The following is a 22510-nucleotide window of genomic DNA, read 5'->3' on the forward strand; positions in this document are numbered from 1 at the left end:
AAGGCGATCGCCAACTGTTTCTAGCACGATCCAACTACGCCCACCCCTCACCCTCGGCCATGCGCAACCTATACCCCCCTCTCCACCCCTACCACAGCGACAAACTCCCTGTTTCCGACCTCCACACCCTCTATTACGAAGAATCCGGCAATCCAGATGGCAAACCCGTCGTCTTTATCCATGGTGGCCCCGGCGGCGGCTGTCCCCCGATCTATCGCCAATTTTTTGATCCGCACCAGTGGCGCATTATTCTGTTTGACCAGCGGGGTGCAGGCCAGAGTACCCCCAGGGCAGAACTACGGGAAAATACCACCTGGGATCTGGTGGCTGATATCGAAAAAATACGCGACCACCTCGCCATTGACCAATGGTTTATCTTTGGTGGCAGTTGGGGCAGTACCCTCGCCCTCGCCTATAGCCAAACCCACCCAGACCGCTGCCTTGGCCTCATCCTGCGGGGAATTTTTATGCTCCGTCAAAAGGAAATCCAGTGGTTCTATCAATACGGAGCCAGCGAAATTTTTCCCGATGCTTGGGAAAGTTACCTCAAACCCATTCCCCCCGAAGAGCGCCATGATCTCGTGGGTGCCTATTACAAACGCTTAACCAGCCCCGATCCCCAAATTCGTTTGGAAGCAGCCCAGGCCTGGTCTGTGTGGGAAGGTAGCACCAGTCGGTTAATTCCGTCGGCGGCCAGTAAAGTGAGTTTTGCGCGCCCCGAATTTGCCGAGGCCTTTGCCCGGATTGAATGCCATTATTTCGTGAATAAAGGTTTTTTCGCCACGGAAAACCAACTCCTAGAAAATATTGATCGCATCCGTCATTTACCAGCAGTCATTGTCCAAGGTCGCTATGATGTGGTTTGTCCGATGACCAGTGCCTGGGAACTCCATCAAGCCTGGCCGGAGGCAAAGTTTGTCCTGGTGCCTGAGGCAGGTCACTCGGCCTTTGAACCGGGCATTCAAACGGAATTACTAAACGCAACGGATGTGTTTGCAACCCTATAGTTTTTATCTTTTGGCAGCATTTATGGCTTGGCATTACCAAACCCCTGGCATTCCGGATCACCTGTTTAAACGTTTACCGGGTATTCCCCTGACAAAACGGGAAGCACGGCTTTTGATTATCTCGGCCCTGCGGATGGAGGCGAATTCTGTGCTCTGGGATATTGGGGCTGGGACGGGGACAATTTCTGTTGAAGTCGCCCTTTTGTGCCCCCAAGCCCAGGTGATCGCCGTTGAACGGGATGAGGAAGTGGCAGATTTAGTACGGCGCAATTGTGCGCATTTTCAAACCGACAATATTACGGTGATTGAGGGAAACGCGCCGGAGTGTTTTGCCCAGATTGCCACGAAGCCAGACCGTATTTGCCTCGGCGGGGGGAAACCGATCAAAATTCTGTTGAGTGAGGCTTGGCACTGTTTACAACAAGGGGGCCGGGCGGTGGCGATGGCAACCAATTTGGAACAGCTTTATCAGCTTTCGGAGGGTTTTTCGGAACTACAGGCCCGGAATGTGGAGGTGGTTCAGGCGGCAATTAATCGCTTGGAAACCCAGGGGATGCGTCAGGTATTTGCGGCAGTAGACCCGATGTTTATCTTGAGTGGGGAAAAAATTTAGGGGCGAGAAATACTTGTAAAATAAACCCCTGGCTTCGATGGAGTAATCAAAAAAAGACAATGCGCCCCCGCAAACGATTTGGTCAACATTGGCTTACGGATCAACGGATTTTAGATGAGATTGTCGCGGCGGCAAACCTGCAACCGACAGACCGGGTTTTAGAAATTGGGCCAGGGAAAGGGGCCTTAACGGGCCGTTTATTGCCTCAAGTAGAAGCCTTGCTCTCGGTGGAGATTGACCGGGATCTGTGCAAGTATATGGTCAACAATTATGGCGATCGCCATAATTTTTTACTCCTCGAAGCGGACTATCTCCAGGCAGATATTAATGAATTTTTAGGGGATTTTCCCCAATTTCAGAACCCCCGCAAGGTGGTGGCGAATATTCCCTACAACATTACGGGGCCGATTTTAGAGAAGCTCCTGGGCACCATTGACCGACCAAACCCAAATCCCTTTGAGTCCATTGTTTTGTTAATCCAAAAAGAAGTGGGCGATCGCCTAGTGGCCCATCCCTGTACTAAAGCTTTTGGGGCCTTGACTTTGCGGGTGCAATATCTCGCTGATTGTGAAACGGTTTGTGTCGTTCCCCCGAAGGCCTTTTACCCGAAACCAAAGGTCGAATCGGTGGTGGTGCGCCTGCGACCCCGGCCCCTCGCCCAGCCAGCCCAGAACCCGAAACTACTTGCAACCCTGATCAAGGTGGGCTTTGCCAGTAAGCGTAAAATGCTGCGCAATAACCTCAAAAGCCTTTACAGTCCAGATATTCTTGACCCGATTTTTGCCGATCTCGACATTAGCCCCCAGGCGAGGGGAGAAGAAGTGGATCTGTTGCAGTGGATTGCCCTGAGCGATCGCCTGAATGATTACCCAAAGGAATAATGCTTTTTCACGGGCTGGGTGATGTCCCAGGTACAGGCCAGGCCCGCCGCAAAGGTGACAAGATCTCCTTTGCCCATGGTGACGGGGGAGCCGCCCTCTGGAGTTACAGTCACTTCCCCCTCAAGGAAATAGCAGGTTTCCGCCTCATCGTAAGACCAAGGGAAGGTGGAGACTTCCTTCGTCCAAATGCCCCAGGTGTTGACCCCCAGTGCCGCTAACCGTGCTGGGCTGGGTTGACGTTCAATGTGAATGGATTGCTGGTTTGTTGTAACCATGGTTTTTCTGAAAAAGACTACAAATCAAGGGCGTTTCGATTTTAAAGGAAAGCTAGTTTTGGAAATACAGGCGACCATCGAGATCCATCAGTCGGACTCGCACATTCATTAACTCTGCCTCTTCCCGTTGGGCAAAAGGCCCGATGGCAATGTGAGGCCCCCTGGGAGCGCTTTTGGCTTCGATCAAATCCTGTTGGATGCCCATACGCCGCAATTGATCTTGAATATCTTGGCCCTGGCCACGGCTGGGAATCGCGATGAAATAGCCACCATGGCTGCTAACGACTGGGGGGCTGCTGGCCACAAACGCATCCCCGGCATCCATGTCCGTAATCTGGGCGGCAATGCCACTGGCCTGGAGGTTGGCCCGGAGGGTTTCTGCGTTTTCTCGCTCAGAAAATAAACCGGCTTGGATGCGATCGCCTTTCACAAAAGCAGTTGGTTCCACTTGGCGCACCGTTGCCAACATCAAGGGGCTAGATCCGACTACTTCAACCCGGTAGCGGGCGCTTGGTCTCGACGCCGGGGTGACAAATGCGGAGGGCGTCGTCGTGGTCATCGTGGAGGTCGGAGCCTCAAAAATGTATTCTTGGCCAGGGGCTGCCGTCGATTCAAAGCCATCGTAAAACACAGGTTCTGAGGCCGGAGCTTCTTCCCAGAGGGGAATCACTGGGGGCACAGGGGGTAACGGCTCAAAGGTGAAAATTTCTTGGGCGATCGCCCCAGGCGAAAATAGCACAAATCCCCCAAGAACAGCCAATAGGGGACACAGATTAGGGCAAGACTTCGACACCGATCTTTTCCTCCGTAAACAGACGGGGTAAATAGGCTTTTTTGACAATCTTAGTAAAGATTTGGCCAAACGCAAATGCTAACCCCAAGCCCCGTCGAGGTTGAAAATTCAAACTGGTATGAGGGTCGGCTTTTGGGACACAATTTTTGCCGTTAAGGCTTCTTCCAAAGGCGATCGCCCCAAACGAGCTTCCAGAATCGCCATCACTTCCCGACCGAAATCATTCGGATTTTGCCGCCAAGCCTCGAGACACACCTCCCCGAAGAAAGAACCGAGGGGTTCCAGGTTCCATAGAAGTTTTTTCGCCGTCCAGGGCATCAAACTCATGGGGTTGTAGTCTGGCTTCAGCACCGCTTGATCAAAGGCATATTGTTCGAGGTGGGTGTGGGGCTGGAGGCCAATAAAGAAAATGGCGGGTTCTACCTTATCGACCCCAAAGATTTTTTCGAGTTCCCGGTGGTAGGCGATGGTTTGGCGGATCGTATCAAAGGTCTCATCAATGACATTAAAGGAATAATTCACCGAGACCACATCATTAAAGCCCGCCGCCTTGAGATCTCGGCAATTTTGCAGTACCCGCCGCAGGTTGTAGCCCATGCGCATTTTTCGCACGAGTTCCTGGGAGCCGCTGGTGATACCAATCTCGAAATAATTCATCCCCGTTTGCACCATCAGATTACAGATTTCTGGGGTCAAATTATCGGCGCGAATATAGGAAGCCCAGTGAATATCGTCCATGCCCGAATCGCGGATCGCCTGGAGCAGTTCCACCACATCATCCATGTATTTTTTCGCTGGGATAAATTGGGCATCGGTAAACCAAAAATTGCGAATTCCCCGATTGTAGAGTTGGCGCATTTCCGCCACCACTTCGGTCGCTGGATTGACCCGGACTTGTTTCCCCTCGACGACGGTGTAGACACAGTAACAACAGTTGTGGGGACAACCCCGTTTCGTCTGGACGCCAATGTAAAAATCGTTTTCCTGGAGGTAATAATCAAACTCCGGCCAGATTTCAGCAATGTACTGGTAATTGCAAGCGGTTTTTTCGATGGGGGTGGGTTCTTCGTGGATCATGCCGGGCCGTAGCTCTGCTTGGCCCACAACGTAACAGCGTTGATCGCTAAAGTCTTGGCCCCGGAGTAGGCGTTCTAGGAGGGTTTCGCCTTCGCCGATGGAGACGATCGCCCCTTTGGGCAACGCGGTTTTGAGTTGTTCGTAGAAGACGCTGACAGCCCCTCCACCAACGACCATTTGTGCTTCGGGGTTATACTGTTGGGCTTTTTGGAGGCCGCGCTTAATGAGTCCTAGGTTGCGCCACAGTTCGCCATAATAGGCCGCCATCACCTTGAGTCCCCCGAAGGCTCCCCTTAACTTGATGAAGGGATTCTTCGCGTAGAAAATCTCAAAGGAATTTTGTAGGGGATTACCGCCCCGACCACCCACGGGGGCATAGATCTGGATATCACGCCAGGAAAATACTAACAGCGTCGGCTTGAAAGCGGCGATACAGTCATCAAGGGCTTTTTTGTAATCCAGGGGTGGTACGGCCCCCAGGTCGAAAATCTTTTGTTCAAGGTTCGGGAAGAGCTTATGGACATGATCTGCTAGGTACACCACGCCAATGGGAAAGATCGGGTTACAAGGGAGGCGGACGTAGAGGAGGCGCTGAGTCATGGTGAAAATGAGCAGGCGTTGTTACATAAGTTAACTCTCATTATAGGGAAAATCCGCAGCGGGGCGATCGCCTTGGGGTGATGACGAATGCCTGTTCAAAAAATGGACAACCCTCAAATGCATCGTAATTGTCGATTTCAAAGCCAACAGATCTGCTTTTTTCTTAAACAGATTAAAAGAAAACTTAAAGTTTTAGCTAAATAATCTTAATTGACGCTTAATTCAAGTAGAGATAATTGTAATCGATATCTTTTATGGTTGCCCATTTGCGCTGATCCGATTTCCTTGAACTGTAGATAAAGCTCTTATTTCAAAACGCCAAAAAGAACTTCAAGCATTTGCTTTTCAAGGATTTTTATTTGAATGAAAGTGTATTACAAGAATTAATTTACCATAAAAAAATGGCATGAATTTTTGTGTAAAACACTCAAAATTCAAACCCAATGGTCGGGGGCAAATTGAAATATTCCTTCCTTAAAACATCTTTGAGATGCTGTAAACTAAGCACCCTACAATCATGATTCACGACGACGGCAGAAGTAATTATTCAAATAATCGCCCTTTCCAAGACATTCTCAAGGCGCGATTCTCCCGCCGGAGTATGCTCCAAAAAAGCATGATGCTCTCCGCTGCTGGTTTTATCGGGGCGATCGCCGGCAATAGCGTCCTCAAACCCAGCACCGCCGCCACCCAAGTTGCCCAACGGAACACGAGCCCTCTCCTCGGTTTCAATGCCGTAACCCTGGCCCAAGGCAATGGCCCCATACCGAGCATTTCCAGCGACTACCAATACCAAGTGTTGATCCCCTGGGGGACTCCCATCCAACCCGGTGGCCCCGAATACAATGGCGATCCCAACACCCGGCCTACCGCCGAGGAACAAGCCCAGCAAATCGGCATCGGCCACGATGGGATGTGGTTTTTCCCCATTGGCAACAACAATGACCATGGTTTGTTGGCGATTAACCATGAATTTGGCATCAACGAACACGTCCTGGGTAAAGCAGATCCAGCCAGCCTTGAGGATGTGCGATTGTCCCAACATGCCCATGGTGCCTCCGTCGTTGAGATCAAGAAAAATAATCGTGGCGTTTGGGAAGTGGTGCGCAGTAACTATGCCCGTCGGATCCATGCCAATACCCCCATGGCTTTCAGTGGCCCGGCGGCGAATCATCCCCTCCTACAAACGGCAGCGGGGAATTCTCCCAAAGGGACGATTAATAACTGTTCTAATGGTCACACTCCCTGGGGAACATATCTCACCTGCGAAGAAAATTTCAACACCTACTTCGGGGCCACTGGGGAGTGGACAGCCACCGAAGCCCAGGCCCGCTACGGCCTCGCCAGCAGTTCTCGCTATGGCTGGGCAAACTATGACGAGCGGTTTGACCTGTCCAAGGCAGCTTACAAAAACGAAGAAAATCGCTTTGGCTGGGTCGTTGAAATTGACCCAATGGATCCCAACCAGACCCCCATTAAGCGGACAGCCCTCGGTCGCTTTAAGCATGAAGGAGCAGAAGTGGTCGTCGGTCGGGGTGGCCGCGTGGTTTGCTACATGGGCGATGACGAACGTTTTGACTACATTTATAAATTCGTTTCGGCGAACAATTGGCAGTCCATGCGGGCGCGGGGCATCAGTCCTTTCGATGAAGGTCAACTGTACGTTGCCAAGTTTAATGATGATGGCTCTGGAGAATGGTTGCCCCTCATCATGGATAACCCAGCCTTACAAGGAAAATTCCAAGACCAAGCTGAAATCCTTGTGTATACTCGCTTAGCGGCAGATGCGGCTGGAGCAACACCAATGGATCGTCCGGAATGGATCACCGTTGGCACCGAAGAAAATGTTTATTGTGCCCTCACCAACAACAGCCGTCGCACGGAAGCCGATGCGGCAAATCCCCTGGCACCGAATCCCGATGGTCACATTATTCGCTGGCAGGATAGCGATCGCCATGTGGGGACAACCTTCACCTGGGATATTTTTGCGATCGCCCAAGATACCCATGGCACCGAAGCATCTTTTGCCTCTCCCGATGGGCTGTGGGCGGATCCCGATGGCCGCCTGTTTATCCAAACCGATGGTGCCCAAAAGGACGGCTTAAATGACCAATTGCTTGTAGCTGATACCAATACTAAGGAAATCCGGCGTCTCTTTACCGGGGTGACAGACTGCGAGGTGACAGGCATTACAGTCACTCCAGAGCGGCGCACTATGTTTATTAACGTGCAGCATCCCGGCGATGGTAACCCTGCCGCCACTAATTTCCCAGCCCCCCAAGGCAGTGGCATGGTGCCCCGGGATAGCACCGTGGTCATCACCCGTAAAGATGGCGGTATCGTTGGCTCATAGCCCTTGGACGATTTAGTTAAGATTTGGCGTTACGGCTTAGTCACCTCGGCGATCTAACCCTGGGGTGACTTTTTCTTTTTATCGGCCAAGGGGTTAAGCTGGATTGTGCTTTGTTGATTGCCAAATTTTTGTCCATGTCCCCAACGACTCACGCCACGGGTCAAGACCCAGAAGTCCAGCTCCAACGGGTTTGTACCCAAGCCTACGGCGAGCCTTTGCAACTGCTTTGGTGGGAAATTGCCAATGCCCAGGGGAGCCTCAAGGTCATTTGTCGGGAACCGCGCCGGGGATATTACGTTGAAGTGTTCTTACACCGCACCGCTGAAGGCTATCAACCCAGCCACGGTTTGGTGACGGCCTTTGCGACTTTATTAAAACCTGACCCCAGTCGCTGGGAAAGTTTGACCCAACGGGCCACGGCAACGGACTGGCAGGCCCTCGATCGCTTGTGGTTCTACGCCTTGACCATTCTTGGAAGTGAGATTCTCTGGGGCGATGAAACGACCATTGGGATCACGGTGGCTGAAAAGGCGATCGCCCGGTTTGGCTATGCAGTGCCCGACCCATCATTGCTTCCGGTGTTGATCTTTGAAAATCGGGCCTTGGGGTTAAATTTGATCAGCTATGTTTGCGATCCAGATCATTTCGCCGGTGAAAATCTCCTCTACGATCACCATACCCGCCGGGGGGAAGCCTACCCAAGCCTGTTTGAGGCCCAAACCCGCTTGAAACAAAAGCTAGAGTTGTATTCCCCTAGCTAGACGGCGGCGATCGCCCAGAATTTATTGGGTTCGAGCAACCCTAAATAATCCGTTGAGATCCCAGATAAAACTTAATCTAAAAAAAGCCATTTCTTTAACTGTAATTAACTTTTCTACCTTGGACACCTAATTACCTAAATAGACTAAAAAAAATAAAGCCAAATCATTGCACTATGGCACTGGAACCTCTGGTCTTGATGACTAGGGTTCGGGTTTTAAGTTAGGCTTGAGTTGAGAAATATAGAGGTTGCCTCTGCGCTAATGGAATTGCTCGAATACCAGGCAAAACAACTTTTTGAACAGGTGGGGATACCCACGTTGCCGTCCCAGATTATTGCCGATCCCCGGGAACTGAAACAATTGCAAATTCCCTATCCCATTGTGCTGAAGTCCCAGGTACGGGCTGGGGGACGGGGTAAGGCAGGGGGCATTAAACGGGTGCAAAATACCATTGATGCGATCGCCGCTGCGCGGAATATTTTTAATTTGGCGATCGCCGGGCAATACCCTGATGTTTTGTTGGCAGAGGCCCACTACGAGCGCAAGCAGGAAATTTTCTTGGCGGTGGTTTTAGATTATGAATTGCAGCGGCCTGTGCTTTTGGGGTCAGCCCACGGCGGCATGGAAATCGATCAGCTTTTGGCGAATCTCCATCAAGTGGTGATCAAAGACTTTTTTTCCCCGTTCCAAGCCCGCCACCTCCTCAACAAAATGGGCATCCGGGGTGCGTTGGTGCCTGCCTTGAGCGACATCATCAAAAAAATGTACGATCTGCTGCTCACCAAGGATTTAGAGCTGGTGGAAATCAACCCCTTAGGCATTAACCAAGCCGGGGAATTAATGGCCCTTGATGGTAAGGTGACCGTCCATGATACGGCTCTCCGTAAGCACCCTGAAATCGCCCTGTTTTACGAGCACCAAAACCAACTCAGTTTTACCCCAGAGGCTGCACCCCTCTCTTGGCACCATGATGTCCAAGGAGGCACAGTGGGCATTGTTTGTTATGGAGTGGGGGCGGCGGCGTTGATTTGGGATATGCTCCATGACCTCAAGGGCCACCCAGCCTGCTGTTGGCTCCTTGGCCCCCGCGCCCAGGGTCGGGTGTTTTCGCCCTACGACCTAGATGAGCAGATCGAGACCATCCTCGAACAATTGGCTGCCCTCCCGCAGATTAAGGTTATTTTGTTGAACTTGGTGGCGGAAGCAGAAATTAATCAGCGCATTTTGGCAACTTTAACCGCCCATTTTCCCCAATTGGCGATCGCCCCGGATGCTGACCCCGATCCAGAGCTGCCTGAGTTGCCCCAACAAATTATCGTGCGCTGTTTACCTTCCCTTGATCCGGCGATCGCCCCTGGTTGCCATTGGGAAGAAGATTTAGAGGCCGCCGTCAAACAGGCGATCGCCCTCAGTAAACCCGAAACCTAAAACGCCTTTCAACTTCTCTCACACAGGACTTAGACACAACGGCAATGGCTTGGCATACAAATCACAATATTTTGATTCAAGGGATCCATACCCCCCTTGCCCAATACTATCTCCCCCGGATGGTCGCCTATGGCACCGAGATTATTGGGGGCGTCAGTGCCGGGGGCGGCGGCGAGACCCGCGATGGCATTCCCACGTTTGATTTAGTCACAGAAGCCAAGGCTCAGGTCGGCGAGATCACCACCAGTTTGATCTTTGTTGAACCCTTTAACGTTTTGGATGCGGCCTTTGAGGCGATCGCCGCCGGGATCAAACAACTGATCATCATTTCTGCAGGAGTACCGCCTTTGGATATGGTACGGCTGCTCTGCCAAGCCCAACAAGAAGATGTCCAGATTCTCGGGCCAGGGAGCAGTGGGTTAGTGATTCCGGGGCAACTGTGGCTGGGGACAAACTTTGTCAACCACTTTCAACCCGGCGAGGTCGCGCTTCTTAGTCGATTTAGTAGCCTCTCCCAGGAGGTGGCAATTCTCCTCAATCAAGCGGGTTTGGGCCAATCCTATGTGGTGGATGTGGGCAACGCCGATCTGCCGGGTTCCCATTTTGCCCAGTGGCTCCACTACCTCGATCAAGATCCCCACACCAAGGCGATCGCCCTTTTAGGCCGTTACGGCTCCCAAGAAGAAATTGATCTAATCCCTTTGATCCGCGACCACATCGAAACCCCCGTAGTCACTTACCTCTGTGGCAGTCACGCCCCCATCCAGCGCAGTTGTCATGATGCCGGGACAATTATCGCCAACCAGCTTTCCTACTGCATTAGCGACACCTACACCCCAGCGGAAATGCACAGCGCCTTCAAACAGGAAAAACTCGCCTTTGGTCGTAATATCAAAGAAATTCCGACCCTGATCAAAAAAGCCCTCCAACCCCCACGCAGTCGCAGCCGTCGCCCCAAAAATTCTTCCACGACCCCTTAAATTTGCATGATCCAAACCCTATCCCCAGCATCGGATCTAAGATAAACTTGGCAACCGAAATGCTCAGCATCCCCGACATCCATGGCACAAATTCTTGATGGCAAAAGCTTTGCCCAAAAAATCCAAGCAAACCTTAAAACCCAGATCGCGGCGATCGCCCCCAAAATGGGTCGCCCCCCAGGTCTCGCCGTGCTGATGGTTGGGGATAATCCCGCGAGCGCCGCCTATGTCCGCAACAAAGAACGCGCCTGCGAAAAAATTGGGATGGCCTCCTTTGGTAAACATTTTCCCGCTGATATTACCCAAGGCGAACTCGAAGCCGTAATCCAAGACCTCAATCAAGATGACCGGGTTGACGGAATTTTAGTGCAATTACCGTTGCCGCCCCACCTAGATGCTGTGGGTTTGCTCCTAACCATTGCCCCCGAAAAAGACGCAGATGGGCTGCACCCATTGAACCTAGGCCACCTCGTGCGCTCCGAACCGGGCCTGCGCAGTTGTACCCCCTACGGTGTGATGGAATTGCTTAAGGAATACAACATCCCCCTCGAAGGGAAAAAAGCCGTGGTGGTGGGCCGGAGTATTTTGGTCGGGAAACCCATTGCCCTGATGCTCCTAGAAGCGAATGCCACGGTGGCGATCGCCCATTCCCGCACCCAAGACCTCGCCGCGCTCACCAGGGAGGCCGATATCCTCGTGGCCGCCATTGGCAGACCTGAATTTATTACCGCTGACATGATCAAGCCCGGTGCCGTGGTCATTGATGTGGGCATTAATCGCATCGTCGATACTGCGACAGGTAAATCTCGCCTAGTGGGAGACGTCGCTTACACAGAGGCCGCCCAAGTCGCCGCCCAAATTACCCCTGTCCCTGGTGGGATTGGCCCCATGACCGTGGCGATGCTCCTGCAAAATACCTTCAACAGCTACCAAGCCAAGGCCGAATAAGCGTTTTTAGACATCAATTCTGATGGAATACTCTCTCCGCCTGGGGGGAGTTTTTTTGTCTTCAACAAGGGGGATTTCCCAAGAAAATTAGCCCAAATAGGTCGATTTTTGATTAATGAAGATATTTTTCAAGGATCCTTTCTGAGCCAAAGGGTACGCTAGCATCACAACAGAAGTTACCCTTGGGTTACGCTTTGCGATTCATTTTTCAACGAGAACCAAATCCCTTGCCACGGTTGACATTGGGTATGTCCCCAGAGCAACGATGATGCGTCCCCAATCCCCTCGATACATCGTTTTAATCAGTATTCATGGTCTCATCCGCAGTCAAAATTTAGAATTGGGCCGTGATGCTGATACGGGTGGCCAAACGAAATATGTGGTAGAACTTGCTGCTGCCCTGGCCCAGCACCCAGACATCGAACAGGTCGATTTGATTACCAAGCAGATCATTGACCCAAAAGTAAGTGCCGACTATGGTCAGCCCTGCGAACTCATTAACGAAAAAGCCAATATTATTCGCATCTCAGCCGGGATTGATGACTATATCCCTAAGGAAGAACTTTGGGATTACCTCGATAATTTTGCGGACAACACCTTAACCTACTTAAACCATCAACCCAGACTCCCGGATCTAATCCACAGTCACTATGCCGATGCGGGTTATGTGGGCATACGCTTGGCGAATCATCTCGGTATTCCTTTGTTTCACACGGGCCACTCCCTCGGTCGCAGTAAACGAAAGCGCTTGCTTGCCAGCGGTATCAAAGGAGAAGTGATCGAGAATCGTTACCATTTAACCCGCCGGATTAATGCGGAGGAAGAAACCCTTGCTTCGGCCACCAGGGTCATTACCAGTACCCAACAGGAAATCCAGGGTCAGTATGCCCAATATGATTTTTATCATCCGGAAAATATGCGGGTAATTCCGCCAGGGACGGATCTGCAATGTTTTTACCCCGCCACGGGGGATGAATGGCAGGGCTCGGTTTGGCAGAAATTATCGGTATTTTTAAAGGAACCCCGTAAACCCATTATTTTGGCCTTGTCCCGTTTAGATCAGCGCAAAAATATCCTCGGTTTGGTTCGGGCTTTTGGGACATCACCGTCGTTGCAGCAGCAGGCTAATTTGGTTGTTTTTTCGGGGACGCGGGACGATCCACGGGATTTGAGCAGCAATGCCCAAGCGATCTTTACGGAGCTGTTGTGGGCGATTGATCGCTATAACCTGTACGGCAAAGTGGCCTACCCTAAGTTTTTGTCTTCCCAGGAAATTGGGGAACTGTATCGACTGGCCAGTCTCTCCCAGGGGGTATTTGTGAATCCGGCGTTGACGGAGCCCTTTGGCTTGACGTTGATCGAAGCAGCAGCCAGTGGTTTGCCCATTGTGGCCACTGAGGATGGGGGGCCAGTGGATATTTTGAAAAATTGCCAAAATGGTTATCTAGTAAATCCCCTCGAACCCCAGGATATCGCCGCAAAAATCAGCAAAATTTTAGGGGACGCCCAACGGTGGCGAAAGTTCTCACAGCAGGGAATTCATAATGTACGCCGGGCCTATACTTGGCAGTCCCACGTGGAGCGGTATATGGAGGTGGTGCAGTCCATTTTGAATCGTACGGAGTCGCGGCAGGAATTGGCGATCGCCCGTCGTCCGGCCTTGTATCATCAGGGAGCGATTGTTTCGACCATTGATCAAAATTTAGTGGGGGATCCAGTGGCTCTCCAGGAATTGGTAACTTTGCTGAATCAACACCGCAAGGAAATTGCCTTTTGTATTGCCACCGGACGGCGTTTGGATGCGGCCCTCAAGGTTTTGCGGGAACACAATATCCCCCAACCGGATGTGCTGATGACGAGCCTCGGCACAGAAATTTACTATGCGCCCCAGTTGACGCCGGATCGGGCTTGGTCAAATCACATTAATTATCTTTGGAATCGTCAACGGGTAGTGGATCTTTTAGGAGATTTGCCAGGCCTAGAACTCCAACCCAAGCCTTTTCAAAGTGCCTTTAAAATTAGCTATTTTTACGACCCGGCGATCGCCCCTAGTGTCGAAGAATTAAAACGCATTTTATTTAAAAATGATCAGACCGTAAATGTTATGTTTTCCTTTGGTCAATACCTCGACGTTGTGCCGATTAGGGCCTCAAAAGGTTACGGGTTACGCTGGTTTGCAGAACAGTGGGAAATTCCCCTCAACCGCATTCTAACGGTGGGTGGTTCTGGGGCCGATGAAGACATGATGCTCGGTAATAGTTTGTCTGTGGTCGTCAAAAATCGTCACAGGGAGGAACTCTCAGATTTAAATAATATCCAACCCATTTATTTTTCTGAAAAAGAATTTGCGGCTGGCATTTTAGATGGTTTAGACCATTACGATTTCTTTGAATTGTGTCGCGCGACGGGACAAAATCATGACTGATTGCTTGCTGTTATGTACTGATCTAGATCGCACTTTGATTCCCAATGGTGCCGCCCCAGAATCTCCCCAGGCAAGGACCTATTTCCGTCAATTTGTTGCCCAGCCCCAGATAACTTTAGCCTATGTCACGGGACGCCATTTAGCTTTAATTGATCAGGCGATTTTAGACTATCAACTGCCTCACCCCCAATTTGCGATCGCCGATGTGGGCAGTAGCATTTACACCTGGCAAAATTCCCAATGGCACCGCTGGCAAAACTGGGATGATCACCTTGCGACAGACTGGCCGAAACAAGGGGCGATTGCCATTCACCACTACCTTGAGAATCATCCGGCTCTCCAACTCCAGGAATCAGCAAAACAAAGCCACTATAAACTGAGTTATTATGTTGATCTTCAAGAAAACAATCAACAATTATTAATTGAAATCAAAACACTTTTAAAACAACAAAATTTTTCTACTCACTTAATCTGGAGTATTGACGAAGAAAAGCAAGTAGGCCTCTTGGATATTTTGCCCTCCCAGGCCAATAAATATCAAGCCATTTCTTTTTTAATGGCTGCCCAGAATTTTTCTTTAACCCAAACTATTTTTGCTGGGGATAGCGGCAATGACGAGGCCGTTTTAAGCAGTCCCATTCCTGCGGTGCTTGTGGCCAATGCCCCTCAGACCTTAAAACAAAAACTCCAAAATACTTGTGATCGAACCCCAATTTATTTTGCCCAGGGCAATTGTTTAGGCATGAATGGTAATTATAGTGCTGGTATTTTAGAGGGCATTTTTTACTACTTTCCTGAATATCAACAATGGCTTAATTCCACCGAAGGAAACATTTGACTATGGCAAAAAACATCGTGATTTTTGGTGAAGTGCTTTGGGATATTTTTCCCGATGGCAACCAAAAGCTGGGAGGAGCCCCTTTTAATGTGGCCTGGCATTTACAGGCATTTGGGGCAAATCCTTTGTTGATTTCTCGGGTTGGTGTGGATGATCTTGGATTAGCAATTCAAACCAAAATGCAGGCTTGGCAGATGACCCTTGCTGGCCTCCAAATAGATGAAATTCATCCCACCGGAACCGTTAAAGTCACCCTTGAAAAGGGTCAACCCCAATATGAAATTACCGCCGACTGTGCCTATGATTTTATTGATCATCAACAGTTTCCACCCTTAGGAGCTAATTTTTGGCTTTACCACGGTAGTCTAGCCCTAAGAAATGCAGTTTCCCAAGGCAGTTTTAGGGCACTTCAGCAACAAGCAGACCAGATTTTTTTTGATGTTAATTTGCGCCAACCGTGGTGGACAGCAGTAACGATCAATTCTGCCCTAGCCGCCAGTCAATATGTGAAATTAAATACTGAAGAATTAACGTTACTAACCCCTGAATTTGCCTCGATTGACCTCGCGATTAATCATTTGTTGAGCCAGGATTCACTGCAACAGATTATTTTAACGGCGGGAGAAGCTGGCGCGAGTCTCTACACCCAAGGCGATCGCCAACAGATTTCACCTCAAAAAAATACCACCGTGGTCGATACAGTCGGTGCTGGGGATGCCTTTTGTAGTGTCTGCTTGCTGGGGCTGACATCGAATTGGCCCCCTTCTCTAATCCTAGAACGGGCGCAAGCCTTTGCCAGTGCCGTTGTGGGGATTCGGGGGGCTGTGAGTGAAGATCCCCACTTTTATCAACCCTTTATTCAGGCCTGGCGGTTATAATTCCCGGAAATAACCCAAGGTTCGTTTAATTTTTCTCAAACGATTTCCCCCAAGCATCTTTGCTTTACTATAAATACGGTTAAATTTTTTAGACTTTAGGTTTCGGGCTATGTACGAACAGTTTTCCCATTCGATTTTAAATGAGATTCTGGATCAATTAAGGCCCGAACTCAAAGAACAAGAATTAAGTCATTTTTATACCCGTTTAGGTGCCAATTTCTATAGCCTTTTTTCCCTCTTTTATAAACTCTATGGTCGCCGCTCAGATTTTAAAGCGCAACTGCTAAGACTGGTCGAAGTAATGGCCTACCAATATATTGGGCGATCGCCAGAATTTAAACAGACTGATCTAGCGCGGGAAAAAAACTTTAACTGGTTTCTGGAATCCCAATGGGTCGGCATGACTTTGTATGCCGATGGCTTTGCCGATGATCTCCAAGACCTCGGCGATCGCGTTGCCTATTTCAGCGAACTGGGGGTTAACTTTATCCACATTATGCCGATTTTAGAGTGCCCTCGCCATGCCAGTGACGGTGGTTATGCCATCAGTAATTATCGACAAATCAATTCTAAAATTGGCACCCTCCAGGATCTCCAACACCTCGTTGAAATCTTCCGGCAAAAAGAAATTTTGTTGGCCCTCGATATTGTAATTAATCACACTTCAAACGAACATGAATGGGCCCAAAAAGCACGTAAAGGGGATAAAAAATATCAGAAATATTATTATATGTTCGACACGCGGGATATTCCCGACATGTTTGAAAAAAATCTCCCAGAAATTTTCCCAGAAACGGCTCCGGGCAATTTCACCTGGGACGAAGAACTACAAAAATGGGTGATGACTGTTTTTAATAACTACCAATGGGATCTCAATTATCAAAACCCAGCGGTGCTCATTGAAATGGTCGATATTATTCTTTTTTGGGCCAACCAAGGTGTTGATGTACTGCGGCTCGATGCAGTTGCTTTCCTATGGAAAAAGATCGGCAGCCAAAGTCAAAATGAAAAAGAAGCTCACATGATTTTGCAGATCTTCAAAGACTGCTGCCAAATTACCGCCCCAGGGGTTATTTTCATTGCCGAGGCGATCGTTGCCCCCGTAGAAATTGTGCGTTATTTCGGCGAAGATGCGATCAATGCCAAGGAATGTGAAATTGCCTACAATGCAACACTCATGGCTCTCCTGTGGGATGCTGCTGCTACCAAGAATGCCAAGCTTTTAATCCAAGGGCTCAAAAATATTCCAGCAAAGCTAGACCGCGCCACTTGGCTCAACTATATCCGCTGCCATGATGACATTGGCCTGGGGTTTACCGATGCAGATATTGCCCAAGCGGGCTATGATCCAAAATCCCACCGACGATTTCTCATTGACTATTTTTGCGGCCAATTTGAAGGCACTGATGCGAGGGGTTTACTCTTTGGTCAAAATTCTAAAAATGACGATGCTCGTATCTCCGGTACTCTGACGTCTTTAATGGGCTTAGAAACAGCTATTGAGGCCAACGACCAGCAAAAAATAGCGATTATTATCAAACATATTTTATTGCTCTACAGTATTATTTTCTCTTTTGGGGGCATTCCGCTAATTTATTATGGCGATGAAATTGGCACTTTAAATGATTATTCCTACGTAGGTAATTTGAGTAAAGCCAACGATACTCGCTGGGCCCATCGACCCAAAATTAATTGGAAAAAAGCAGAATTGCGGCACATTGAAGGCACCATTGAGCATCGTATTTTCTCTGCTCTACAACACATGATTGCGGTACGAAAAGCGATTCCTGCTTTTGCTGATTTTAATAATCGTCAATTGTTATCCATTGATAATTCGCATCTATTTGGTTTTGTGCGTATTAGCCCCAATAAGCGGGATCATGTTCTAGTCATTGGGAATTTTTCACCGGAATACCAAAATTTAGATCTCAGTCACTTAGCTTGTCATCCTTTTGACTGCCATGATCAGGATTTATTAATTGATTTATACAGTCAAAATGCGCCGGAAATTTTTGAAAAACAACTGGTATTAGCACCGTTCCAGTTTTATTGGTTGAGTAAAATGCAACCGAGTCTGACAACAACTTTGTTATAGGTTATTGCCCCAAGGACTAATTGAGGGAGTTATTGGCTTTGCTGCTACCAATTAAATAAAGCAGCGCCATCCGCACGGCGACGCCATTGGTCACTTGTTCAGAAACGAGACTAAGGGCGGGGTGATCCATCACATCGGAGGCGAGTTCTACACCACGATTCACAGGCCCCGGATGGAGAACTTTAACGTCCGGTTGACATTGTTTGAGGCGATCGCCTGTAATCCCAAACCGTTGATGATATTCCCGCAAGCTGGGTAAGAGATGGGCGGTCATCCGTTCATGTTGCAGGCGGAGGGTCATCACAAAATCGGCATCTTTGAGGGCGGGTTCAATGTCCCAGTGGAGCTTGAGGCTGCCTTCGGCATCCGTGGCAAATTCCCGAAATCCTTCTGGGAGCAAGGTGGGCGGCGCAGCCAAATGGACATCGGCCCCAGCGGTGGTCAAACTCCAAATATTGGAGCGGGCCACTCGGGAGTGCAGAATATCCCCGACAATGGCGATTTTTTTGCCTCGCAAGAGTTCACAACGGGGATTTTCGGGGTCAAGTACCCGACAAATGGTAAACAGATCCAATAAAGCCTGGGATGGGTGGGCATGGAGGCCATCACCCGCATTGAGAATACTCACCCCCGATTTGATGCGGTCCATCTCCGCGGCGATCGCCTGGGGAACCCCCGATTGCTTATGGCGAATCACCATAATGTCTGCACCCATGGCCAGGTAAGTCTTCGCCGTATCCAAAATTGTTTCCCCTTTACTCAAAGAAGAAGACCCCGGCGCAAAATTCATCACATCCGCCGAAAGCCGTTTCGCCGCCAACTCAAAACTACTGCGGGTACGGGTCGATGGCTCAAAAAACATATTCGTCACCACCTGCCCTTGCAGCGCTGGCACCTTCTTCATGCGACGAAATAAGACATCCCGCAGGCTAGTGGTCGTCTGCAGTACCGCATCCAGTTCCGCCACCGAAAAATCCATCAGTGACAGAATATGCCGCCGTGTCCAGGTGGCCGTTGCCGTTGTCATAACTTTCCCCATTCACTATCAAGCCACAAAAAAAGAGGGCACTTTCTGTGACGCCCTCCCCATCTTAACCAATCAAATTTAGGTGTCCTTACGCAGCATCCGTGTGGAAGAAGCTGAGGTGCAGCAAATTGCGCTTCCAAGGATGGGACTGGATTTCTCGCACAACCGCAGTGCCAGACCAATCAGGAGTTTTGACTTCAACCACAGTTTCGTTGGGGGTTACTTTTTTCAGCAATGTTAATGCTTCTTTGTAGTCCACTACAAACACATCAGAATCAGCACCCTTGTGACCATAAAGGTTGATTGGGAGAAGGCCATCACGGCGGAGCGCACGGGGGTTGACCCCTTCAGGGCGAGCTTGACATTCAATCGTTAAAGACATGGGAAATAACCTAAATAAATAGCGTTAGAGAATAAAAAGTTAAAAAATAGCAGGCTTAGCCGATGGGTTCACCGTTTCGATCCAACAAGGCCCGTTTGGGACCATGGATTGGGTCTTCGACGATGATCGTTTGTTCTCGACCTGCCCCTAGAGAAACAATGGCGATCGGTACGTCCATTAATTCTGCTAGGAATTTCAAGTAGGCAAGCGCTTCCTTGGGCAATTCATCGAGGGAACGACACTCGCTCGTGGGCTGTTTCCAGCCAGGCATTGTCTTATAAATCGGCTTGCAACGAGCAAACAGATTAGCATTACTCGGGAAGTGTTCACAAGCTTCCCCGTCGATTTCGTAGGCCACACAGACCTTGATTTCGTCGAGGGAATCGAGCACATCTAGTTTAGTAATCGCCAGACAATCTAGGCCATTAATCCGCGCCGCATAGCGCCCGATGACGGCATCGAACCAGCCACAGCGACGCCGCCGCCCTGTGGTTGTCCCAAATTCTGCCCCTACATGGCCAAGGAGTTCACCGATCTCGTCATCGAGTTCTGTGGGGAATGGCCCTTCTCCGACCCGTGTGGTGTAGGCTTTAGCAACACCAATGACCCGGTCAATGATGGTGGGGCCAATCCCGGCACCCACACAAGCGCCTCCCGCAATGGGGTTGGAGGAGGTGACGTAGGGGTATGTTCCGTGATCAATATCGAGGAGAGTGCCCTGAGCCCCTTCAAATAGGATATTTTTCTTCGCGTTGACGCCTTCAAAAACCTTGAGGGAGCTGTCTACGATGTGGGGGCGCAGCGCATCGGCATAGGCGCGATATTCTTCGATGACTTCCTGGGGATCTAGGGGCGGAAGATCGTAGAGTTTTTCGAGAATGACATTTTTGTATTTGATTGCCCAAACAAATTTGTCTTGGGAGTTTTCAAGATCCATGAGATCGAGAACTCGTACCCCCGTCCGTTCGGACTTATCGGCATAGGTTGGGCCGATGCCCCGTCCGGTGGTGCCAATTTTGCGATCGCCGCGCATTTCTTCAGAGGCCCCATCGATTAAACGGTGATAGGGCATCGTCACGTGGGCAGTTTGGGAAATAAACAGGTTTTCCGTCGAAACATTCAGACGGTGGAGCTGATCAATTTCTTCGAGGAGGACTTTCGGATCAATGACCGTCCCTGAGCCGATGATACATTCGGTATCTGGATATAAAATGCCGGAAGGGATTAGATGAAGCTTAAAAGTTTGTCCCTGCACAACGACGGTGTGTCCTGCATTCACGCCCCCTTGGGAGCGCACGACAACATCGGCGGATTTGCTCAGTAAATCCGTGATCTTTCCTTTTCCTTCGTCACCCCATTGGGCACCAATGACAACTACGTTAGCCAAGGGTTTGTCTACTCTAATTCACACAAACTTCAATTATTGTGACTTTGGCGATCTTGTGTCAAGCTTTTTAAAAAAGTTTTCTAAGGGAAGTCATGGAAAATATCAACAAAATCCCAGTTGTGATCAATGGTGCCGGTGGCAAAATGGGCCGGGAAGTGGTCAAAGCCGTAGCTGGGGCTGCGGATATGGAGATTATCGCTGCTGTTGATAAAAATCCAACACTTTTAGGCCAGGATGTGGGAGAAATTGCTGGCTGTGGCGCGGTTGAAGTCCCCATTGTCAATGATTTAGAGGCTTCCCTCGTTATGGCAACCCAAAGCAAAATCCAAGGGGTAATGGTGGACTTTACCCATCCCAGCGGGGTCTATGCCAATACGCGTGCGGCGATCGCCTATGGCGTGCGTCCTGTTGTGGGAACCACTGGATTAAGCGAAGAACAAATTAATGACCTCAAAGAATTTGCCGAAAAAGCCAGCACTGGGGCCTTAATCATTCCCAACTTCTCCATTGGCGTTGTCCTCATGCAACAGGCTTCGTTACAGGCCGCTAAATATTTTGATCACGTCGAAATTATCGAGCTCCACCACAACCAAAAGGCCGATGCCCCCAGTGGCACCGCCATTAAAACGGCGCAGATGTTGGCGGAACTCGGCAAGCAATTCAATCCCGCTGAGGTGGAAGAAAAAGAAGAAATGCCCGGTGCGAAAGGGGCTGTCACCGAAGATAATATCCGCATCCACAGCGTCCGTTTGCCAGGTTTGATCGCCCACCAGGAGATGATTTTCGGTGCTCCAGGTCAAATCTATACCCTGCGCCATGACACTAGCGATCGCTCCTGCTATATGCCCGGTGTGCTGCTCTCGATTCGCAAAGTTACGGAACTGCAAACCCTGGTCTATGGCCTAGAAAATATCCTGTAGATGCGCTGAACATGGCAAAGTCCGCCGACATTGGTAGTAAACGTCTCATTAGTCTCAACCCCGATGCCTGGGTGCAGTGGGTCATGGGGGATCAAACACTCCAGGCCCAAGAATTTATCGACCCCCAATTCCAGTGGGTCAGCCGTGATAGCGATGTACTGTTGCGTGTTACCTGTCCCCAGGATGGCGATTTTCTACTGCTCAACGAATTGCAGCTACGTTATACCGCCCAGATGCCCCGGCGGATGACGGCCTATGCCGCCCTGGCGCGGGAAAAATTCAACTTGCCCGTTTACCCGGTGCTAATCAATATTTTGTCCCCGGCAAGCAAACCGCAGATCCCGACCTCTTACCAAGCGGCGTTTAAAGGGCTGCAAACGAGGCAAGATTATCAGGTGATTAACCTTTGGGAGGTGGAGGCAAATTTGGTTTTGGCCCAATCCCTAACCTCACTATTACCCTTTGTGCCCGTTCTCGCCGGGGGCAATGATGAGGCATTAATTCGAGAAGCGGTCTACCAACTCCGTCAAGAAGAACAACTCGATGAATTGGAGCCGCTGTTGGCCTTTTTTGCTAGCTTTGTATTGGAACTGCCCCTTGTTCAACAAATTATGAGGTGGGATATGACTGTACTTCGGGAATCGCCTTGGTATAACGAAATTCTTAGTCGAGGTCAACGTCGAGGTCAGCGAGAAAAAGAAATTTCAGTTGTGCTTCGTCTCTTACAAAGGAATTTTTCTGTGGAAGAAATTGCCGAGATTGTCGATGATTCTGTTGAAGCAGTGACCAAAATTATTCAGGATCATCAAGGGCGATCGCCACAAGAAGGTACCCAAGCTTAA

General features: G+C 49.8%; 20 protein-coding genes. 14 read left to right on the top strand and 6 right to left on the bottom strand.

What is annotated here, in order from left to right; genetic code table 11:
- Positions 1 to 59 precede the first annotated feature (59 nt).
- The 3 genes from pip to rsmA are packed head-to-tail and all read left to right on the top strand — an operon-like array spanning position 60 to position 2501.
- Entirely contained in the window at positions 60 to 1007 is a 948-nt protein-coding gene (gene pip, locus AWQ21_RS05130) for a prolyl aminopeptidase (protein ID WP_065713604.1), read from the top strand.
- Positions 1008 to 1029: 22 nt separating this feature from the next.
- Positions 1030 to 1620 carry a precorrin-6Y C5,15-methyltransferase subunit CbiT gene (cbiT, locus tag AWQ21_RS05135; RefSeq protein WP_065715228.1) on the top strand — a complete coding sequence of 197 codons (591 nt, stop codon included), beginning with the start codon at positions 1030 to 1032 and terminating at the stop codon, positions 1618 to 1620.
- A 59-nt stretch (positions 1621 to 1679) separates the two neighbouring features.
- Positions 1680 to 2501, top strand: a complete 822-nt coding sequence (rsmA, locus tag AWQ21_RS05140) for a 16S rRNA (adenine(1518)-N(6)/adenine(1519)-N(6))-dimethyltransferase RsmA (protein ID WP_065713605.1) — start codon at positions 1680 to 1682, stop codon at positions 2499 to 2501.
- On the opposite strand, the gene AWQ21_RS05145 is transcribed toward rsmA, so the two are convergent.
- The 3 genes from AWQ21_RS05145 to AWQ21_RS05155 form a co-directional block, all read right to left on the bottom strand.
- Complete coding sequence (locus tag AWQ21_RS05145; protein ID WP_065713606.1) at positions 2486 to 2776, bottom strand: cupin domain-containing protein; 291 nt, start codon at positions 2774 to 2776, stop codon at positions 2486 to 2488. The genes rsmA and AWQ21_RS05145 overlap by 16 nt on opposite strands.
- Before the next feature lie 52 nt (positions 2777 to 2828).
- A complete protein-coding gene (locus tag AWQ21_RS05150; RefSeq protein ID WP_157094700.1) occupies positions 2829 to 3569 on the bottom strand; it encodes an SPOR domain-containing protein in 741 nt (246 codons plus the stop codon).
- A gap of 108 nt (positions 3570 to 3677) precedes the next feature.
- The gene (locus tag AWQ21_RS05155; protein ID WP_065713608.1) at positions 3678 to 5246 is read right to left on the bottom strand and encodes a photosystem II high light acclimation radical SAM protein; all 1569 of its coding nucleotides are present in this window, start codon (positions 5244 to 5246) and stop codon (positions 3678 to 3680) included.
- Between the two features lie 517 nt (positions 5247 to 5763).
- Here AWQ21_RS05155 and AWQ21_RS05160 point away from each other — a divergent pair.
- From AWQ21_RS05160 to AWQ21_RS05200, 9 genes are all read left to right on the top strand, one after another.
- A complete protein-coding gene (locus AWQ21_RS05160) occupies positions 5764 to 7599 on the top strand; it encodes a PhoX family phosphatase (protein ID WP_065713609.1) in 1836 nt (611 codons plus the stop codon).
- A gap of 134 nt (positions 7600 to 7733) precedes the next feature.
- Positions 7734 to 8360 carry a hypothetical protein gene (locus AWQ21_RS05165; RefSeq protein ID WP_065713610.1) on the top strand — a complete coding sequence of 209 codons (627 nt, stop codon included), beginning with the start codon at positions 7734 to 7736 and terminating at the stop codon, positions 8358 to 8360.
- A 261-nt stretch (positions 8361 to 8621) separates the two neighbouring features.
- Positions 8622 to 9788 (top strand): ATP-grasp domain-containing protein, encoded by a 1167-nt coding sequence (locus AWQ21_RS05170; protein ID WP_065713611.1) that lies wholly within the window; start codon positions 8622 to 8624, stop codon positions 9786 to 9788.
- Positions 9789 to 9832: 44 nt separating this feature from the next.
- Positions 9833 to 10768 carry a succinyl-CoA synthetase subunit alpha gene (locus tag AWQ21_RS05175; RefSeq protein WP_065713612.1) on the top strand — a complete coding sequence of 312 codons (936 nt, stop codon included), beginning with the start codon at positions 9833 to 9835 and terminating at the stop codon, positions 10766 to 10768.
- An 81-nt stretch (positions 10769 to 10849) separates the two neighbouring features.
- Positions 10850 to 11716 (top strand): bifunctional methylenetetrahydrofolate dehydrogenase/methenyltetrahydrofolate cyclohydrolase FolD, encoded by an 867-nt coding sequence (folD, locus tag AWQ21_RS05180; RefSeq protein WP_065713613.1) that lies wholly within the window; start codon positions 10850 to 10852, stop codon positions 11714 to 11716.
- Between the two features lie 265 nt (positions 11717 to 11981).
- Positions 11982 to 14141 carry an HAD family hydrolase gene (locus tag AWQ21_RS05185; RefSeq protein ID WP_065713614.1) on the top strand — a complete coding sequence of 720 codons (2160 nt, stop codon included), beginning with the start codon at positions 11982 to 11984 and terminating at the stop codon, positions 14139 to 14141.
- The gene (locus AWQ21_RS05190) at positions 14134 to 14979 is read left to right on the top strand and encodes an HAD-IIB family hydrolase (protein ID WP_065713615.1); all 846 of its coding nucleotides are present in this window, start codon (positions 14134 to 14136) and stop codon (positions 14977 to 14979) included. The genes AWQ21_RS05185 and AWQ21_RS05190 overlap by 8 nt, the downstream gene beginning before the upstream one ends.
- Positions 14980 to 14981: 2 nt before the next feature.
- A complete protein-coding gene (locus AWQ21_RS05195) occupies positions 14982 to 15857 on the top strand; it encodes a carbohydrate kinase (RefSeq protein WP_065713616.1) in 876 nt (291 codons plus the stop codon).
- A gap of 109 nt (positions 15858 to 15966) precedes the next feature.
- Positions 15967 to 17952, top strand: coding sequence for an alpha-amylase family glycosyl hydrolase (locus AWQ21_RS05200; protein ID WP_065713617.1), 1986 nt, complete (start codon positions 15967 to 15969; stop codon positions 17950 to 17952).
- 16 nt (positions 17953 to 17968) lie between these two features.
- On the opposite strand, the gene AWQ21_RS05205 is transcribed toward AWQ21_RS05200, so the two are convergent.
- The 3 genes from AWQ21_RS05205 to AWQ21_RS05215 form a co-directional block, all read right to left on the bottom strand.
- Entirely contained in the window at positions 17969 to 18979 is a 1011-nt protein-coding gene (locus AWQ21_RS05205; RefSeq protein WP_065713618.1) for an aspartate carbamoyltransferase catalytic subunit, read from the bottom strand.
- Positions 18980 to 19067: 88 nt separating this feature from the next.
- The gene (gene rplY, locus AWQ21_RS05210; RefSeq protein ID WP_065713619.1) at positions 19068 to 19361 is read right to left on the bottom strand and encodes a 50S ribosomal protein L25; all 294 of its coding nucleotides are present in this window, start codon (positions 19359 to 19361) and stop codon (positions 19068 to 19070) included.
- 55 nt (positions 19362 to 19416) lie between these two features.
- A complete protein-coding gene (locus AWQ21_RS05215) occupies positions 19417 to 20748 on the bottom strand; it encodes an adenylosuccinate synthase (protein WP_065713620.1) in 1332 nt (443 codons plus the stop codon).
- A 92-nt stretch (positions 20749 to 20840) separates the two neighbouring features.
- Here AWQ21_RS05215 and dapB point away from each other — a divergent pair, with 92 nt between their 5' ends.
- Together dapB and AWQ21_RS05225 are read left to right on the top strand one after the other, a co-directional pair.
- Complete coding sequence (gene dapB, locus AWQ21_RS05220; RefSeq protein WP_065713621.1) at positions 20841 to 21668, top strand: 4-hydroxy-tetrahydrodipicolinate reductase; 828 nt, start codon at positions 20841 to 20843, stop codon at positions 21666 to 21668.
- A gap of 11 nt (positions 21669 to 21679) precedes the next feature.
- Positions 21680 to 22510 carry a transposase gene (locus tag AWQ21_RS05225; RefSeq protein ID WP_065713622.1) on the top strand — a complete coding sequence of 277 codons (831 nt, stop codon included), beginning with the start codon at positions 21680 to 21682 and terminating at the stop codon, positions 22508 to 22510.

Source organism: Picosynechococcus sp. PCC 7003, assembly GCF_001693255.1.
Lineage (GTDB): Bacteria > Cyanobacteriota > Cyanobacteriia > Cyanobacteriales > MRBY01 > MRBY01.